Raw genomic sequence first — 17,216 nt, 5'->3', positions numbered from 1 at the left:
GGAGCCACAGGAGCGACAGGAGCCACAGGAGCTACCGGGGACGCCGGACTAGCCGGAGCCACGGGAGCTACGGGAGCCACGGGAGCCACTGGCACAGGAGCAGCTGGGTTATCCGAATACGGGTATATATATAACTTAAGCGCTCAAACGGTAGCTATAGAGGCTGATGTCATTTTTGATTCAACAGGGATAACCACCCCAGGAATTACACATGCCCCCGGAACTTCTCAAATTGCAATTACCACTCCGGGAGACTATGAGGTCACTTTTTCTGTTTCGGGAGTAGAACCTAACCAATTCACACTATTTTTAAATGGTGCGCCGATTACGAATACAGTCTACGGTTCAGGTGCAGGTACTCAGCAAAACAATGGTCAGGCTATAATAGCAATAGCAGCTGGCGATGTTCTGACTCTTCGAAATCATACTTCCGCTGCCGCAGTGACTCTGCAGACTTTGGCAGGAGGGACACAAACTAACGTAAACGCTTCAATTGTAATTAAAAAATTAGATTAACAATCAGCACTGTGTCATGAACAAACAAAAAGTACTCTATTTATTTTACTAGTACTTAATACTTCAGCAGTGCTTTTTTTTGATCTGATTTATGTTAATCATACAAACGAACCAAGTTCTTTTTATCTCAGGTATTTATTTTGTATGGGGAGAAGAGAAAAATACTGAATTTCATAACTCACTGATAGACATTTATCACTATAGGAAAGAAAAAGAAGTTCGATTTACTTTAATTCCTTCAAGTGATAACTGGGATAGGGGGCGTAAAACACTAAAAATCGATATCGTAGAAATGAGAAGATATACCTTTTCTTTTAATCGGTTAAACAGGGTTTACAGCATCTAAAGATTGCACTATAAAAAGAATTGACGAAGAAACGACTACAAACAGCTCAACTAAACGTTTTGGATATGCCATCACCAAGATAGGATAGTGAAGTTAACAATTTACAATCGATAAAACCAGCTCAAAAGTAGGGCTTGATGAACAGATGAATTATTCTATTTTCACCAAAAAATAAGATCATATCAAATTGGCATGCAAGGTGACTGTTTAACTTAACCGATAAAAAAACCTTCCGTGTTGGAAGGCAATCGTTAAAATTCAATTTTGATCTTTTGAGCATCACTGATTTTCTTATGGTTCTGGTCAAAGACGTCACTTGTTGTAATTTCAATCCACTCGATCTCTTTTTCTTTCTTCTTATCATCAGCATCTTTGTCATGCGTATGGGCGTTTGATGCGTTCACGATAAAGCCGAGATTTCCGGACTTTTCGGCTCCGCCCTCCAATTCGCCATTTAACTCTTCAAGATAAATATCTTTGTTCCAATCAAACGTTTCCCCTGTATTTGTTTTCATCAAGGCAATCGGCGCAACATTTACTTTCTTTGAAGATGTGTTTTTGATGTCAACAAAGACCTTAACGAAATCAAACTCTTCATCGTGTGTTAACACATGAAAATAATCAATCATGCTGTAATCCGGGCGCAAATGGATCAGCTTCATTTCTTTTACTGTTAGCTCCACGTCGCCAATCTTATATGTTTGGTTTACTTGCTTGATATCCTTTAAAACCGCTTTTCCCTTGTCATCAGAAAACGTTTGGCCAACTTTTTGCAATGACCGGTCATCGGTCACTTGGGAATTAGGCTGATACTCTTCTATACTGTCTTTTTGAGATGACGTGCTTTGTGGTGTGGCTTTTACCGCTTGCTCTCCGCCCGTGCTTTGTTTTTCTGTACTGGCATTTGATGAGCAGCCCGCAAGCACGACGATAAAAACGAAGATCGAAAGAATTCCTCTCATGATGATTCCTCCATTAAAAAGAGAGCCCGTTACTTCATACAAGCAACGGGACACCTTGTATTCTTTTACTTATCGTTAATCTTAATGTTGTATTGTAAAGCGCTGAAAACATTTTTGGCGATTTGAGTATTATCAATTTGGCCTGCAAAGTCCTCGCTAGATGGCCCGTACGCATAGACGGGAACATCCTCACCGGTATGTCCGCCTGTCGTCCAGCCGGTGTGGGAGCGCTTATTGAAAATGTTCTCGATTGCATTATCGATTTCAAGCACTTCCTTCGTTTTTGCAGCTTTTTCAACAGATTGAATTTCTGATTCAGTTAAGGCTAATTTCTTTTGGTCAATATACGTTTTTAATGTTTTTTCAACATTTGCGCCGTCAGCGATTTTTTCTGCCATAAAGTCAGGTGTGCGCTTAGCTGCTTTAATGGGTTCACTGAACCAGTTGTAGATGCCGTCCGCACCGATGGAATATCCGCCGGTTGAGTGGTCAGCCGTTGCGACAACCAAGGTGTGCTTGTCCTTTTTGGCGAAGTCAATAGCCGCTTTATAGGCTTGTTCAAAATCTTCCATCTCACTCATGGCGCCGACAATATCATTGTCGTGGCCCGCCCAGTCAATCTGGCTGCCTTCCACCATGAGGAAGAACCCGTCTTTATCCTTGCTTAATTTTTTAATCGCTGTGTTTGTCATATCTTTTAAAGAAGGAATATCCTTTGTGCGGTCAATCTTTTTAGGCAGGCCGCCGTCAGCGAATAGGCCGAGAACTTGGCTGTCTTTATTTTTCAGCATGTCCTTGCGGTTATCCACATAGCTGTATCCCGCTTTTTTGAATTCCTTGATCAAATTGCGGTCCTTGCGGTCAAAATTGCTTTTGCCTCCGCCTAGAAGGACATCAATTTTGTGCTTGCCGTTGACCATTTCATCAAAATAATCATCGGCAATCGAGTTCATATTTTTTCGGCTGTGATCGTGTGAACCGAAAGAAGCCGGAGTAGCATGTGTAATCTCTGAAGTGGCCACAAGGCCTGTTGATTTTCCTTTTTCTTTCGCCGCTTCAAGTACCGTTTTGGCCTCTGAACCGTCGTTATCCACCGCAATCGCATTGTTATATGTTTTGATTCCGGCAGACATAGCCGTTGCTGCAGATGCAGAATCTGTCACGTTTTGTTCTGGATCTTCCGGATAAGTCGTTTGCTGGCCGACCAGGTATTGATCAAAAGCGGTAGGCTCTACAAACTTTGTCTTTTTATTATCTTTTAAATAACGATGAGCAGACGTATAGGACACACCCATACCATCACCAATCAGAACGATCACATTTTTAATTTCGTTTTGATTCCCCTTTTTCTTTTCCTGGGCGCTGGCTTCAGGCACACTGCCGCTGGCTAAGCTGCTGAACGCAATAGATGATAAAACCGCGATAGGCAGTAATTTCTTCGGGAATTTTTTCAACTGGATAACCTCCTAGAAATATATAAATCTGAAAGACAACCTCATTATATTTTTCAAGTGTTAAGCCAGTATTAATCGATTTTAAAGATTGGATTTACAAGAGGAATTAACTGCTGGCTAAACTCTATTCAGAAGTTTAGAAGGAAAGAGCGATAGTGCCAAAGAATAAATTGGAGGATAGATATTGGCTGTGGGGAGGCGGACAGTTAACTGCTATAGTCACGTAGAAACAATCCGCTTACTTCTTGAACAATCAGGATTCTGTTAAGTATTACATGAAATGGGTATTGATGAAGCACGTGTCTGATCGGTATTGAGCTTTAAATGAACTTCTCTGCGGCATCATTTTATTTTAGGAGGGAACAACATGGATGTTTTTTCTGAATATTTAGCGGGGATTGGTGACCCGTTCCACCGAGAAAGAACAGAAGAAGTGTTGACTTGGATAATAAATAAATATCCAAATTTACATAAAGAAATAAAATGGAATCAACCAATGTTTACGGATCATGGCACATTTATTATTGGCTTTAGTGTATCTAAAAAGCATTTAGCTGTCGCCCCTGAAAGTGTGACGATAAGGCATGCAGAGGATGATATTGTAAAGGCCGGATATGACTATACCAAGCAGCTGATACGTATCCCTTGGAATAGCCCAGTTGATTACCCGCTACTTGAAAAAATGATTGAATTTAATATTCGGGACAAGGCTGACTGCTCCACCTTTTGGCGGAAATGAAAAATCAAATAGCTATAGGGAAGAATGATATGTCATTGTAAAGAAGAAAGGCATAACCTATTAGGTATATGAAATGGGTTATGCCTTTTAATGATATTACTGCTTTTAGTTTTCATTAAGCGTAAACTGACTTGCGGAATAATGATCACCTTGCTTCCACTTCACTTCAATCGTAATCTCATGGCCTTCAAGCTCATGTTCATCTAATCGTTCTAAAAAAGAAACGGACTTCTCTTTTGCGCCTCCATCGCAAAAAGTTCCGCCGGAATAATCTCGTATGGGGATTTCTGTATCAGAGTTCAACAGAACCTCATCATCCTTTTTTACAATCAGTGATTCCATATAGGTGCTGTCTGCTTTATCTGTATCACCGACCCAATAAAGATTGCCGCTGTATTCATTTGGTGCATCTTCATGTCTGGAAAACACGGCTTCCCAATTTCGATCATTGCTTTCTCCCTGCCATTTAGGATATTCCAATCTCACATGATGGATCAGCTGATAGGAAAAAAAGATCAAGCAGAAAGCCGATAATGAAAATGAGAGGGTATTTATAATGACTGGACATAAAAAACTCCTATTCGTTTTCATTGATTACCTTTGAGAAAAGGATTTCATCCCGAATGACAATGCCGTTTTCAGCTTTCTCAGGGATCTCTGGCTTGATTTGGCGCGCTTTTTCAACTGCGTTCGGAAACAATGCGGCGAATTGATAGCCTCTCTTTTGATAAAACGCCATTGCCTGTACATTATCATTCGTTGTGATAAGCTTGATTCGATGACAGTGTGCATGTGTAGCTGTCTCTTCCACCTGCTGCAGTAAAGCGGTGCCGATCCCTTTGTTTTCAAATGATACTATCTAATGAAATAATGTCACAATCTTTGCCGTCTATCACGTATGTAATACAACCGATGATTTCCCCACGCTTATCTACAGCGGCATAACCATCTAATTCATTACAATGAAAAATGCCGCTGGAAATCACCATCTCGGGTGTACCCCAATGCTTGGCAAAAAAATCGGCCATCATCTGTTTCGGTAATTCATTGTTTGGGATGATGATCATCGTAACACTCCTCTATTGAAAGATTGGATGTGTACTATCAATATACATTAAATAACAATAAGAAAATAGATGTAGAGGTGAAGGCATGAACATCAACGATGACATTTACGGACAGCACGAAATAGACGGAGTGCTGGAAGAGCTTATCAAGAGCGCTCCTGTGCAAAGATTAAAAGGAATCTATCAAGGCGGAGCCAGTTTTTTAGTCAATCGAAGGTGGGATGTGACCCGGTATGAGCACTCCATTGGCGTGATGCTCCTCATCAAACAGCTGGGAGGAACAATAGAGGAACAGATAGCAGGCCTGCTCCACGATGTGTCACACACGGCTTTTTCCCATGTGGTTGATGTTGTGTTTGAAAATGAAGCGGAAGACTACCATGAAAACATCTTTCAACAAGTCATTGTCCACTCTGAGATTCCGGGCATTTTAGAAAAACACGGTTATGATACCGAAGAACTTTTATCAGGCGATACGAGATGGACATTGCTCGAACAGCCTGCACCGGAGCTGTGTGCCGATCGGATAGACTATACACTGCGGGATATGTACCGATATGGATACATTAGTCTGCAAGAAGCACAAACCTTTTTGGAGCATCTAATTGTGAGAAACGGAAGGATGTTTCCGGATGGTATTGAAGCCGCCGAATGGTTTGTCGGGGTGTATTACAAGGAAGTAATTGATTTCTTTTTGCATCCCGTGAATGTATTTGGATATGAATATTTAGCACGAACGTTAAAGGCTGCGCTGCGGCACAATGTCATATCTGTAGAAGATCTGCTAAAAACGGATCAAGAGGTGCTTGACATGTTGTATGCATCCAAAAATGAAGAAGTACTCAGCTCGCTTATGCATATTCATACTCGCATCCAAGTAAAAGAAGATGACATCCAGTACGATTTCCATCAAAAGAAGAAAATGCGCCTCATCGATCCATCTATTTTTCATCATGACGAATGGGTTAAAGCTTCATCTGTATCTGAAAACGTCAGAAAAATGGGAGAAGCCGCTTATCAAAAAGCAAAAAAAGGTGTGTATATAAAGGTGTTACATCACTAATTGCCGCGTAACAGCGGCTTTTTTCATGTTTGGCTATGCAAATCAAGGGGAATAGGACAAACTGCGGGAACGTTTTATGAGAATATCAGCGTATTTACATACCATTCGGGGGTATAGTATTATCGAGAGGGTATGTTTTCATTGTCTGCGGGCAAAAGTGACAGTAAAAATGAAGCAAAGGAGAATGACCATGAACGTCTCTAAAAAAGCACTGGGAATTCTGATGTTATCTCTTGTTTTTGTTTTATCGGCATGCGGCAATAACAGCAGTACGAAAGAAAGCACACATGACAATCATTCAGACTCCTCATCACATGATGAAATGGAGCATACCGGATCAGCTGATGTTCCAGAGGGATTACAGGAATCTAAACATCCGAAATATAAAGTAGGCAGCCAAGTGATGATCAATACATCTCATATGAAAGGCATGAAGGGTGCCGAAGCAACAGTGACAGGTGCCTATGATACAACGGCGTATGTTGTCTCTTACACACCGACAAACGGAGGACAGCGTGTGGACCATCACAAATGGGTGATCCAAGAAGAAATCAAAGATGCCGGAGATAAAACGCTGCAACCCGGAGATCAGGTGATTTTAGAGGCTTCTCATATGAAAGGCATGAAGGGAGCGACAGCTGAGATCGACTCCGCCGAAAAAACAACTGTATACATGGTTGACTATACATCGACAACAAGCGGTGAAAAAGTGAAAAACCACAAATGGGTCACCGAAGATGAGCTTTCAGCTAAATAATAAAAAATCCTCCTTTTACAAGGAGGATTTTTTTGCTGTCTGAACAGGTCTTGTTAAAGAAATGAAGGCGAACAGGACAGCGATAATGACAATTGATCCGCCGCACCAAGCATTTGATACCACAGTGCCTGTCTGATCCAAAACAACACCGCCAATGGCTGAGCCAAGGGCAATTCCGACCTGAAGGGCAGATGTGTTAAAGCTTTGCTGAATGTCAGACGAATCTGGCGCAATTTCAATTAAATAGCTTTGCTGAGCCGGGGCGAGACTCCAGCTTAGCAGACCCCAAATCACCATGACAGGCAAAAAGAAAATCATAGACGATGTTGACAGCGGCAGTAAGAACATAATAATGGCAAAGGAACCAGTTACCAGCAAAATGCTCTTAAAGGAACCAATCCGGTCAGAAAGCGCTCCTCCGAAAGGGCCTCCGCATACAGCGGATATCCCGAAAAGGAAATAACAAATGCTGACCCAGAATGAGCTCAGATGAAGAGTCTCTTCTAAAAACGGAGCAAAGTAAGCGTATAGCGTATAATGCCCCGCTAATGTAAACATCGTGACGAGATGTGAACTCGCGATTTTCAGATTGCCAATCGTCTTGAGCTGATCCCGGAAAGGAATCATTTTTTCCGCTGGTATCTTTTCAAAGAAGATTGAAATAATCAGCATGGAGACCAGCGCCAGAAGTCCGATGCCAAGGAACAAAATGCGCCATCCGAATGAATCGCTGATTAAGATTCCGAGCGGCACGCCTAATGCGATAGCGGAGCTGAATCCCATAAAAATAATTCCGATGGCGCGCGCTCTGTATTCAGGCGCTACAATTTTCGGAGCGATCGTTAAGGAAAGCACAACAATCAGCCCTGTACTCATCGCAGCCAATACCCTTGACACCATCAGCGTCGCAAAATTAGGGCTGAAGTAGGCCACAAGATTGCTAAGAAAGAAAACAAATAAGGCAATTAAATATAAACGCTTCCGTTCAATCTTCGCAGTCAAAGCCAAAAGCAGCGGCCCTGACACTGCATATCCCAGTGCAAACACACTGATCAGCTGCCCGGCTGAGACAATAGAAATGTCTAAATCATTTGCGATTTGAGGAAGAATTCCTCCCACAATTAACTCAACCAATCCGACTGCAATCGTAGAAGCTGCAAGAAGGAAAACTTTAAAATTCATAACAAACTCCTTTACTGAAATGTTTTGATAAATAAAAAAATCCTGATTACAAAAAAAGTTATAAACAATTTTTGTAATCAGGATTTTACGGTTCCTGGTAGACACCCTCAAACCATATTATTGAGGTTATACAAGTGATCATAGCTATTTAATTGAGTCGTTTCCGTTGATGAGTGTAACACATTATGAATGAATCTTCCATAGAAAAATTTACAAAGCGATGAACTCTGAAAATATATGATTGTATTTATTTTCTAAAAGTATAGACATTTAAAAATAAATGACTATAATAAAAATTGTAAGCGTTTTAATAACGGGGGGATAGCAGTTGAAAAAAATTTTACTTGCGTGCAGCTCAGGAATGTCAACCAGTCTATTGGTGACAAAAATGAAGGAATATGCACAATCCATCGGAGAAGAAGCAGAGATTTGGGCTGTCGGCCAGGATAAGGCGAAAGAAGACATGAAAAAGGCAGATGCTGTTTTGATCGGACCGCAAATGAGCTTTCTGAAAAGCGAACTGCAAAAAGAGGCGGATCAATACAACATTCAGGTTGAAGTCATTGACATGATGGCCTACGGAATGGCAGATGGCAAAAAAGCATATGAGCAGGCATTGTCCTTAATGGAGAATCAATAATGGAACAGATGAAAATTACGAATTTAACAGACGAACAAATCAGTTTTCAGCTTATCCTGCACAGCGGCAATGCCCGCAGCGCCATCATACAATCACTGCGCACTTATAAAGAAGGGAACATGGAGGAGGCCGATGCGCTCATCGCCAAGGCTGAGCAAGATTTATCCGCGGCCCATGATATTCACTTTCAAATGATACAGAAAGAATCCGGCGGAGAAGCAGCCGCTTTCTCCTTGCTGCTTATGCATGCGGAGGATCATTTAATGTCAACATTGACCATGAAAGAACTAGTGAAAGAACTGCTTGATCTCTTTCAAACAAAGAATCTATAAATAATCGGGGTGGATAGGGTGTTCGAGAAAATCAGCCAATTCCTTGTTCCAATTGCAGGGAGGTTAAACAATAACCGTTATTTGCAAGTGCTGCGTGATGCGTTTATGCTGGCTTTCCCGCTTACGATATTCGGGTCCATTTTTGTCGTGTTAACGAATTTACCGTTTCTAAACAAAATCATGAACGCCTCAATGCTTACATCGTTTCAGTCTCATTTCGGCATTGCGTCTACGGCGACTATGAGCATTATGTCTGTCTTTGTAGTCTTCGGGATAGGTTATTATCTGTCAAAAAGCTATCAGGTCGAAGCTGTATTTGGCGGAGCGATCGCTTTGGTTTCCTTTTTGCTCCTAACGCCATTTATCGTTCAGCCGGAAACAGGAGATGCCATTACAGGGGTTATCCCGGTCGACCGTCTCGGTGCAAAAGGGATGTTTCTTGGGATGATTACGGCATTTCTTTCCGGCGAAATCTACAGAAGAATCGTTCAAAAAAACCTGACAATCAAAATGCCAGCCGGCGTTCCGCCTGCTGTTGCAAAATCATTCGCCGCACTTATTCCGGCTTTTATCACATTAACCGTATTTTTGCTGATTAATGTTTTGGTGACGCTGCTATTTAAAACAAATATGCACGACGTCATTTATCACGCAATTCAGGCTCCGCTTGTCGGACTTGGAAGCGGTATCATTCCAACGCTGATTGCCGTGTTTTTCATTCAAATTCTTTGGTTTTTCGGACTGCATGGACAGATCATTATTAACTCCGTGATGGACCCGATTTGGAATACACTGCAGGTCGAAAACCTTTCTGCTTACACAGCGGGAAAAGCAATTCCTCATATTATTTCAAAACCGTTTATGGAGATTTATACCGTTGGGATGGGCGGTACAGGGATGACACTTGCGGTTGTGTTTACCATTCTCATATTCATGAAAAGCAGGCAGATGAAGCAAGTATCAAAACTTGGCCTCGCTCCCGGTATATTTAACGTGAACGAACCGATTATCTTCGGGCTTCCGATTGTCATGAATCCAATCATTATTGTGCCTTGGGTGTTGGCACCGATGGTTGTTACGCTCGTCACCTATCTGGCCATGTCAGCGGGGCTCGTTCCGCCGCCGACCGGTGTAACGGTGCCGTGGACGGTTCCATTATTCATTAATGGCATTATGGCAACGAACTCGATCATGGGTGGCGTCATGCAGCTTGTCAATCTGTTAATTGTCTTCGTGATCTGGTTTCCGTTCCTAAAAGCAATGGATAAATTAAATCTCGTAAAAGAAAAAGAACAGGCTGTGCAGGAAACAGCTGCTCAGAAAAATGATAACAGCATTAAAATGTGACATAAGGGGAGAGAGACTTGGCACAAACAGAACAATATTGTTTTCCAAAGGATTTTTGGTGGGGATCATCCGCTTCAGCAACACAAACGGAGGGTGCCGCCGACAGAGACGGAAAAGGCCAGAATATATGGGATTATTGGTTTGAAAAAGAACCGCATCGTTTTTTTGATCGTGTCGGACCTGCAACAACATCTCAATTTTACGACAACTATAAAGAAGATATCAGGCTGATGAAGGAGCTTGGCCACAACTCGTTCCGGATGTCGATTTCCTGGTCGCGTTTAATACCGGGCGGAACAGGCGAGATCAATGAGAAAGCCGCAGATTTCTATAATAATGTCATTGATGAGTTAATCGCAAACGATGTTGAACCTTTTGTCAATCTGTTTCATTTCGATATGCCGATGGAACTTCAAAAAATCGGCGGCTGGCTAAACAGAGAAACGGTTGACGCTTATGAAAACTATGCAAGAACGTGCTTCCGTTTGTTTGGTGACCGGGTGAAAAAATGGTTCACGCATAATGAACCGATCGTGCCCGTAGAAGGCGGATACTTATATGATTTTCATTATCCAAACAAGGTGGATTTTAAAGAAGCCGTTCAGGTCGGTTTTCATACAATGCTATCGAGTGCCCGTGCCATTCAGGCCTACAGGGAGATGGAGCAGGACGGAAAAATCGGCATCATCCTAAATTTGACGCCTTCATACCCGAGAAGCAGCCATCCGGCCGATGTCAAAGCTGGGGAAATAGCGGACGCGTTTTTTAACAGATCCTTTTTAGATCCATCTGTCAAAGGAGAATTTCCAAAAGAGCTGGTTACCATTTTGAAGAGCGAAGGCTTTGTGCCTGACTATAAGAAAGAAGATCTTGAGATTATCAAACACAATACGGTTGATCTGTTAGGTGTAAATTATTATCAGCCGAGACGTGTAAAAGCAAAAGAACATCTTCCGAATCCAGACGCACCATTTTTGCCGGACAGGTATTTTGATTCTTACGTCATGCCGGGGCGCAAAATGAATCCGCATCGCGGCTGGGAGATCTATGAAAAAGGCGTTTATGATATTTTGATCAATTTAAAAGAAAACTACGGGAACATCGAGTGTTTTATCTCTGAAAACGGCATGGGGGTCGAAGGCGAAGAACGCTTCAGGGATGAACAAGGCATCATTCAAGATGATTACCGGATAGAATTTATAAAAGAGCACCTCAAATGGATTCACCGTGCCATCCAGGAAGGATCAAATGTAAAAGGCTATCACTTATGGACATTTATGGACAACTGGTCTTGGACAAATGCCTATAAAAACCGATACGGGTTTGTATCAGTCAATCTCGAGAAAGACGGTGAAAGAACCGTCAAAAAGAGCGGAAAATGGTTCAAAAAGGTTGCTGAGCAAAACGGTTTCTAAATGTACAGATCTTCCGGCAATCATCATGATGAATAGAGATAAACGGCCAGCCGCAACATTGATGAAACAGAGAAAAGAACTTATGATATCCGTAAAGAAGCTTATGTGATATCAAACTTTAACAGCTGCCGGAGGATACCAATGAATAAATATGAAATCATCGCAAATGAAATGAGAAACAGAATCAAAAATAACGTCTATCCGCTCGATCAGCCGATTCCCGATGAAATATCACTTGCCAAAGAGTTCAACTCAAGCCGCATGACGATGAAAAGAGCCTTGGATAATTTAGTTGCCGAAGGGCTGCTGTTCAGAAAACGGGGCCACGGCACGTTCATTATTCAATCAGCGATACAGGATGATCATGTCCATGTGGTCAGCAACGAAATCCTTGGATTGACCAACTTGCTGAAAGATAAGGAGATCAAAAGCAAGGTCATTCAGTTTGAAGTGCAATTTCCCACAGAGGAAGTGGCTGCCCATTTATCTATTGATCAGAAAACTCCGGTTTATTATGTCGTACGGCTGCGGATTGTAGAAGGAGAGCCCTATGTGTTGGAAAAAACATATATGCCGACTCATTTAATACCGGGCATTAATGATGAGGTTCTTCATGACTCGATCTACAACCACATCACAAACGAGCTGCAGCTCAAAATCGCCGGTACGCATCGGAAGATCAGAGCCTGTAAGTCTGATCATATTGACCAGCAGCATTTGGGCTGTAAACAGGATGATCCAATTCTGGAAGTCGAACATGTGGGCTTCTTAGATAACGGCATTCCATTTGAATATTCCTTTTCACGTCATCGGCATGACAAATTTGTCGTCACTTCAGTAAACATACGGCGCTGATCGCGGAGATAACAAGGAGGCCATCTGCATGCTTGGCGGTATTGAAGCAGGCGGCACAAAATTTGTTTGTGCTGTCGGCAAAGAAGATGGAATGATCATTGACCGAGTAGAGATCCCGACAACGATGCCGGATGAAACATTAGAGAAAGTGTTTCAATATTTTCGCCAATTCTCATTACAGGCCATCGGCATCGGCTCCTTTGGTCCCGCTGATACTAATAAAAGCAGTAAAACCTATGGAACCATTACGGCCACGCCGAAAGATGGCTGGAGACACTTTCCCTTTTTGCAGACCGTGAAAAATGAAATGAAAATCCCAGTCGCATTCAATACGGATGTCAACGCGGCGGCGCTTGGTGAATTCCTTTTCGGTGAAGCGAAGGATCTCGACGGCTGCCTGTATATGACGGTTGGCACCGGCATTGGTGCAGGAGCAATTGTAGAGGGACGGCTCCTTCAGGGGCTGTCACATCCAGAGATGGGCCATATTTATATCCGGCGCCACCCTGATGATGTATACCAAGGGAAGTGCCCATATCACAAGGATTGCTTTGAAGGCTTGGCATCCGGTCCTGCCATCGAAGCGCGCTGGGGAAAAAAAGCTGCTGATTTATCAGAAATAACCCGGGTCTGGGAACTGGAAGGATATTATATTGCCCAAGCGCTGGCTCAGTATATTTTGATCCTTGCACCTGAAAAAATCATTCTTGGCGGCGGCGTTATGAAGCAGAAACAAGTGTTTCCTTATATTTATCAATATGTCCCGAAAATCATGAACAGCTACTTGAATTTTTCGGAATTATCAGAGAATATATGCGATTATATTGTGCCTCCGCGTTTAGGCAGTGACGCGGGTATCATTGGCGCGCTTGTTTTAGCGGATCAGGCATTGCGAGCAGAACCAGCACCCGGGGAGGTGCGGTCATGAAGCACCCCTTATTTTTGGAGCCTGTCTTTAAAGAAAGGATATGGGGAGGAACGGCGCTTCGTGATAAATTCGGCTACACGATACCTTCAGAAAAAATAGGAGAGTGCTGGGCTGTTTCTGCTCATGCCCATGGTTCATCGGCTGTTCAAAACGGCCCGCTGGCAGGAAAGACATTAGACCAAGTATGGCAAGATCATCCGGAGATTTTTGGTTTTCCGGATGGAAAGGTGTTTCCGCTGCTGGTAAAGCTGCTTGATGCCAATATGGATCTCTCCGTGCAAGTTCATCCTGATGATGATTATGCAAACCTGCATGAAAACGGCGAGCTCGGAAAAACGGAGTGCTGGTATATTATTGATTGCAAAGAAGGCGCAGAACTGATTTTGGGCCATCACGCACGCTCAAAGGATGATTTTAAACGGCGATTGGAAAGCGGCGATTGGAACGGGCTGCTGAGGCGCATCAAAATCAAGCCTGGGGATTTCTTTTATGTCCCAAGCGGTACGCTCCATGCTTTATGTGAGGGAACCCTTGTCCTTGAAATCCAGCAAAACTCTGATACAACCTATCGCGTATACGATTATGACCGGTATAATGACCAGGGCGAAAAAAGGACTCTTCATATAGAAAAAGCCATGGAAGTTATAACGATACCGCATAACGATGCAGTTCATACACCGGAAGTGAAAGAAGATGGTGACGCGTTGATCACTGTTTATGTACAATCAGATTATTTCTCAGTGTACAAATGGAAGGTTAGCGGCCGAGCTGTTTTTCCTTCTCATCAAACCTATTTGCTGGGAAGCGTTCTGAACGGATCAGGACGAATCGTAAATAATGGTATTCAGTATGAGTGCAATAAAGGCTCACACTTTATTTTGCCTGCGAATTTTGGCGAGTTTTCAATAGAAGGAACTTGTGAGTTGATGATATCTCATCCTTAATGATTGGAGGAATGACATTTGTTTAAGAAACATACAATCTCTTTGCTCATTTTCTTTTTGCTAGCGTCTGCTGTTATGGCAAAACCAATTGAAGCGCACACTGTGCCGCCTGTAAATCCTCATGCACAGCAGACAACAAAATCAGTGATGAATTGGCTGGCTCATCTGCCGAATCGAACAGAAAACAAAGTCCTTTCTGGAGCGTTTGGAGGGTACAGTCATGACACATTTTCTATGGCTGAAGCTGAAAGAATCCGAAGCGCTGCCGGACAATCACCTGCTATTTACGGCTGTGATTATGCCAGAGGATGGCTTGAAACGACAAATATTGAAGACTCGATAGATGTAAGCTGCAACAGCGATTTACTTTCGTACTGGAAAAGCGGTGGAATCCCGCAAATCAGTATGCATCTGGCTAATCCGGCTTTTCAGTCAGGACATTTTAAAACACCGATTACAAACGATCAGTATAAAAACATACTAGATTCTTCAACAGCAGAAGGGAAGCGGCTGAATGCCATGCTCAGCAAAATTGCTGACGGACTTCAAGAATTAGAGAACCAAGGTGTGCCTGTTCTGTTCAGGCCGCTGCATGAAATGAACGGTGAATGGTTTTGGTGGGGACTTACATCATATAATCAAAAGGATGATGTAAGAATCTCCCTTTATAAACAGCTCTACAAGAAAATCTATCATTATATGACCGATACAAGAGGACTAGATCACTTGCTCTGGGTTTACTCTCCCGACGCTAACCGAGACTTTAAAACCGATTTTTACCCGGGTGCGTCTTACGTGGATATTGTCGGACTGGATGCGTATTTTCAAGATGCCTATTCAATTAGCGGATATGATCAGCTAACGGCTCTTAATAAACCATTTGCATTTACTGAAGTCGGCCCGCAAACAGCAAATGGCAATTTTGATTACAGCTTGTTTATCAATGCAATAAAACAAAAATATCCTAACACCATTTACTTTCTGGCATGGAATGATGAGTGGAGCCCGGCTGTAAACAAGGGTGCTTCGGCTTTATATCATGACAGCTGGACACTCAACAAGGGAGAAATATGGAACGGTGATTCTTTAACGCCAATCGTTGAATAAATAAGCTACATGTTAGAAGGTGCCCAAGAAGTTTCTTGAGCACCTTCACACCTTGATTAGGCATTCATATCGCCTAACCCAGGACTATGTTCATTTGGCATTTCCGGAAGTACTGGTACAGGAAATCCTGCCGGAGGTTCTATTACTTGTAACTCTCCGCCATTTCGGCTTGGAGATGTTCCTTGATAGATTTCACCGATTCTTGTTTCATCCAACCTAAAGTTAAACTGTACATTATGATAGCCTAATTCGACATACTTTCTGCACTCAGGGTATTTATTAATATCATAATTCGGTACAGGAAGAAGCTTCGCCCACTCAACACCCAAAGTCTCGAGCGCTTTTGCAAACGCATTCTGGTGAGCGTTGTCGCGTACAATCAGAAAAGCAAGGGTTTCCCGAAACGTCTGATTAGAACTCATTTCATAAATCCTTGTTTTTTGCAGCACGCCTGTTGACTCAAGAAGCAAGTTATCCAACAGGTCGGTGATTAAGTTTCCATGGTTATACACCCACGACCCATTCCAAGGATTGCCCCCTGCATCAACAGGAAGAGAACTTTGCGCCCCAATAATATAATGATGAGGATTCGCATGCTTCACCGCTTCGTTAAGAGGAGCCTGATCTGCACCTTGGCTGCCGACGCCTTCTCCGCCTGACTCATCTAATAAAGCATTAATTGTGTTTTGCACCAATTCAACGTGGGCAATTTCTTCTAAAAAAATGCCACGGAGCAGATCACGGTACTGTTTCTGTTTTCCTCTGAAATTAGAGCTTTGGAAAAAAAACTGCATCATCGTACGCATTTCACCGTAATGTCCGCCCAATATTTCCTGCAGTACCTTAGCGGCTGCAGGGTCTGGCTTATCTGGCTTAATGATATTTATTAATTCCTCTTTGTAGTAATACATAACATGCCTCATTTCTTTTTTAGTGATTGGTTTCTTATATCCTTTGTAAAAGGAGATAAAATATACAAATGCAAGGCATGAAAGAATCAAATAAAAAATATAAAAAAAGTGTTGACCATAGAAAACACACATGGTATATTATTAAACGTCGCTGATGAACAGCACACACAACAACACGGAAAACAAAAAAAGTTTTTCATAGGTGTTTACAAGTTTTTAAAAATGTGTATAATAAGTAAAGTCGAATAAAAAATTCGAACTTCGAAAAAAACATTTTAAAAAAACTTCTTGACTTCAACTGCAAATGATAGTATGATAGTTAAGTCGCTTGATAAGCGCCCGTAGCTCAATTGGATAGAGCGTTTGACTACGGATCAAAAGGTTAGGGGTTCGACTCCTCTCGGGCGCGCCAATATAAAATACCACGCGGGTGTAGTTTAGTGGTAAAACCTCAGCCTTCCAAGCTGATGTCGTGAGTTCGATTCTCATCACCCGCTCCATTATTTATTGAATGATCTTTGAAAACTAAACAAGACAAAACGTACCTGTTAATTCATTTTTTATAAATCGCACAGCGATGTGCGTAGTCAGTCAAACTAGGCCTGCACGATGCAGGTCACACAGGTGTCGCCGCAGGATGCGGTGAACTTA

At 42.4% G+C, this 17,216-nt stretch carries 15 protein-coding genes, 2 tRNA genes, 3 pseudogenes and 1 riboswitch; of the genes and pseudogenes, 14 read left to right on the top strand and 6 right to left on the bottom strand.

Annotation, left to right across the window (positions count from 1 at the left end; translation table 11 throughout):
- Positions 1–516: BclA C-terminal domain-containing protein (locus MOC09_RS18980; RefSeq protein WP_419901068.1), on the top strand; the 516-nt coding region annotated here is incomplete at its 5' end.
- 597 nt (positions 517–1,113) lie between these two features.
- Here the strand turns inward: MOC09_RS18980 and MOC09_RS18975 are convergent.
- The gene (locus tag MOC09_RS18975) at positions 1,114–1,824 is read right to left on the bottom strand and encodes a DUF4352 domain-containing protein (RefSeq protein ID WP_268371528.1); all 711 of its coding nucleotides are present in this window, start codon (positions 1,822–1,824) and stop codon (positions 1,114–1,116) included.
- A 65-nt stretch (positions 1,825–1,889) separates the two neighbouring features.
- A complete protein-coding gene (phoB, locus tag MOC09_RS18970; RefSeq protein WP_268371527.1) occupies positions 1,890–3,278 on the bottom strand; it encodes an alkaline phosphatase PhoB in 1,389 nt (462 codons plus the stop codon).
- Between the two features lie 367 nt (positions 3,279–3,645).
- On the opposite strand from phoB, the gene MOC09_RS18965 reads away from it, so the two are divergent.
- Positions 3,646–4,017 (top strand): iron chaperone, encoded by a 372-nt coding sequence (locus MOC09_RS18965; RefSeq protein WP_268371526.1) that lies wholly within the window; start codon positions 3,646–3,648, stop codon positions 4,015–4,017.
- A gap of 105 nt (positions 4,018–4,122) precedes the next feature.
- Here MOC09_RS18965 and MOC09_RS18960 read toward each other — a convergent pair.
- Positions 4,123–4,585 (bottom strand): annotated as a pseudogene (locus MOC09_RS18960) (DUF4944 domain-containing protein).
- A 9-nt stretch (positions 4,586–4,594) separates the two neighbouring features.
- Positions 4,595–5,084, bottom strand: a pseudogene (locus tag MOC09_RS18955) (GNAT family N-acetyltransferase).
- Positions 5,085–5,169: 85 nt separating this feature from the next.
- On the opposite strand from MOC09_RS18955, the gene MOC09_RS18950 reads away from it, so the two are divergent.
- Both MOC09_RS18950 and MOC09_RS18945 read left to right on the top strand, forming a co-directional pair.
- A complete protein-coding gene (locus tag MOC09_RS18950; protein ID WP_268371525.1) occupies positions 5,170–6,147 on the top strand; it encodes an HD domain-containing protein in 978 nt (325 codons plus the stop codon).
- Positions 6,148–6,288: 141 nt separating this feature from the next.
- A pseudogene (locus tag MOC09_RS18945) lies at positions 6,289–6,904 on the top strand (YdhK family protein).
- A gap of 15 nt (positions 6,905–6,919) precedes the next feature.
- Here MOC09_RS18945 and pbuE read toward each other — a convergent pair.
- A complete protein-coding gene (pbuE, locus tag MOC09_RS18940; RefSeq protein ID WP_268371523.1) occupies positions 6,920–8,086 on the bottom strand; it encodes a purine transporter PbuE in 1,167 nt (388 codons plus the stop codon).
- Positions 8,087–8,140: 54 nt separating this feature from the next.
- Positions 8,141–8,240, bottom strand: a riboswitch (purine riboswitch).
- A gap of 174 nt (positions 8,241–8,414) precedes the next feature.
- On the opposite strand from pbuE, the gene MOC09_RS18935 reads away from it, so the two are divergent.
- The 8 genes from MOC09_RS18935 (at position 8,415) to MOC09_RS18900 (ending at position 15,654) form a co-directional block, all read left to right on the top strand.
- On the top strand, positions 8,415–8,726 hold the full coding sequence (locus tag MOC09_RS18935; RefSeq protein WP_003240632.1) for a PTS sugar transporter subunit IIB: 312 nt from the start codon (positions 8,415–8,417) through the stop codon (positions 8,724–8,726).
- Positions 8,726–9,058: a PTS lactose/cellobiose transporter subunit IIA gene (locus MOC09_RS18930; RefSeq protein WP_268358340.1), complete on the top strand. Its 333-nt coding sequence runs from the start codon at positions 8,726–8,728 to the stop codon at positions 9,056–9,058. Before MOC09_RS18935 ends, MOC09_RS18930 begins: the two co-directional genes overlap by 1 nt.
- A gap of 18 nt (positions 9,059–9,076) precedes the next feature.
- Positions 9,077–10,405 (top strand): PTS cellobiose transporter subunit IIC, encoded by a 1,329-nt coding sequence (gene celB, locus MOC09_RS18925; protein WP_268371521.1) that lies wholly within the window; start codon positions 9,077–9,079, stop codon positions 10,403–10,405.
- 17 nt (positions 10,406–10,422) lie between these two features.
- Positions 10,423–11,820 (top strand): 6-phospho-beta-glucosidase GmuD, encoded by a 1,398-nt coding sequence (gene gmuD / locus MOC09_RS18920; protein ID WP_268358336.1) that lies wholly within the window; start codon positions 10,423–10,425, stop codon positions 11,818–11,820.
- Between the two features lie 141 nt (positions 11,821–11,961).
- On the top strand, positions 11,962–12,675 hold the full coding sequence (gene gmuR / locus MOC09_RS18915; RefSeq protein ID WP_268358335.1) for a transcriptional regulator GmuR: 714 nt from the start codon (positions 11,962–11,964) through the stop codon (positions 12,673–12,675).
- A 28-nt stretch (positions 12,676–12,703) separates the two neighbouring features.
- Positions 12,704–13,603 (top strand): ROK family protein, encoded by a 900-nt coding sequence (locus MOC09_RS18910; RefSeq protein WP_268358334.1) that lies wholly within the window; start codon positions 12,704–12,706, stop codon positions 13,601–13,603.
- Positions 13,600–14,547, top strand: a complete 948-nt coding sequence (gene manA, locus MOC09_RS18905) for a mannose-6-phosphate isomerase, class I (protein WP_268358332.1) — start codon at positions 13,600–13,602, stop codon at positions 14,545–14,547. Before MOC09_RS18910 ends, manA begins: the two co-directional genes overlap by 4 nt.
- 18 nt (positions 14,548–14,565) lie before the next feature.
- On the top strand, positions 14,566–15,654 hold the full coding sequence (locus MOC09_RS18900) for a glycoside hydrolase family 26 protein (protein WP_268371520.1): 1,089 nt from the start codon (positions 14,566–14,568) through the stop codon (positions 15,652–15,654).
- Between the two features lie 56 nt (positions 15,655–15,710).
- On the opposite strand, the gene MOC09_RS18895 is transcribed toward MOC09_RS18900, so the two are convergent.
- The gene (locus MOC09_RS18895) at positions 15,711–16,565 is read right to left on the bottom strand and encodes a manganese catalase family protein (RefSeq protein WP_268358330.1); all 855 of its coding nucleotides are present in this window, start codon (positions 16,563–16,565) and stop codon (positions 15,711–15,713) included.
- Positions 16,566–16,900: 335 nt separating this feature from the next.
- On the opposite strand from MOC09_RS18895, the gene MOC09_RS18890 reads away from it, so the two are divergent.
- Positions 16,901–16,977: transfer RNA gene (locus MOC09_RS18890), tRNA-Arg, on the top strand.
- 14 nt (positions 16,978–16,991) lie between these two features.
- Positions 16,992–17,065: transfer RNA gene (locus MOC09_RS18885), tRNA-Gly, on the top strand.
- Positions 17,066–17,216: the final 151 nt, after the last annotated feature.

It is taken from the genome of Bacillus sp. N12A5 (genome assembly GCF_026790125.1).
Lineage (GTDB): Bacteria > Bacillota > Bacilli > Bacillales > Bacillaceae > Bacillus.
This window is presented reverse-complemented; position numbering and strand designations above follow the sequence as displayed.

What these genes read in the sequence shown, in the direction of transcription:
- MOC09_RS18975 (WP_268371528.1), bottom strand. Translation starts at nt 1,824, where the DNA reads ATGAGAGGAATTCTTTCGATCTTCGTTTTTATCGTCGTGCTTGCGGGC.
- MOC09_RS18965 (WP_268371526.1), top strand. Translation starts at nt 3,646, where the DNA reads ATGGATGTTTTTTCTGAATATTTAGCGGGGATTGGTGACCCGTTCCAC.
- MOC09_RS18950 (WP_268371525.1), top strand. Translation starts at nt 5,170, where the DNA reads ATGAACATCAACGATGACATTTACGGACAGCACGAAATAGACGGAGTG.
- pbuE (WP_268371523.1), bottom strand. Translation starts at nt 8,086, where the DNA reads ATGAATTTTAAAGTTTTCCTTCTTGCAGCTTCTACGATTGCAGTCGGA.
- MOC09_RS18930 (WP_268358340.1), top strand. Translation starts at nt 8,726, where the DNA reads ATGGAACAGATGAAAATTACGAATTTAACAGACGAACAAATCAGTTTT.
- gmuR (WP_268358335.1), top strand. Translation starts at nt 11,962, where the DNA reads ATGAATAAATATGAAATCATCGCAAATGAAATGAGAAACAGAATCAAA.
- MOC09_RS18910 (WP_268358334.1), top strand. Translation starts at nt 12,704, where the DNA reads ATGCTTGGCGGTATTGAAGCAGGCGGCACAAAATTTGTTTGTGCTGTC.
- manA (WP_268358332.1), top strand. Translation starts at nt 13,600, where the DNA reads ATGAAGCACCCCTTATTTTTGGAGCCTGTCTTTAAAGAAAGGATATGG.
- MOC09_RS18895 (WP_268358330.1), bottom strand. Translation starts at nt 16,565, where the DNA reads ATGTATTACTACAAAGAGGAATTAATAAATATCATTAAGCCAGATAAG.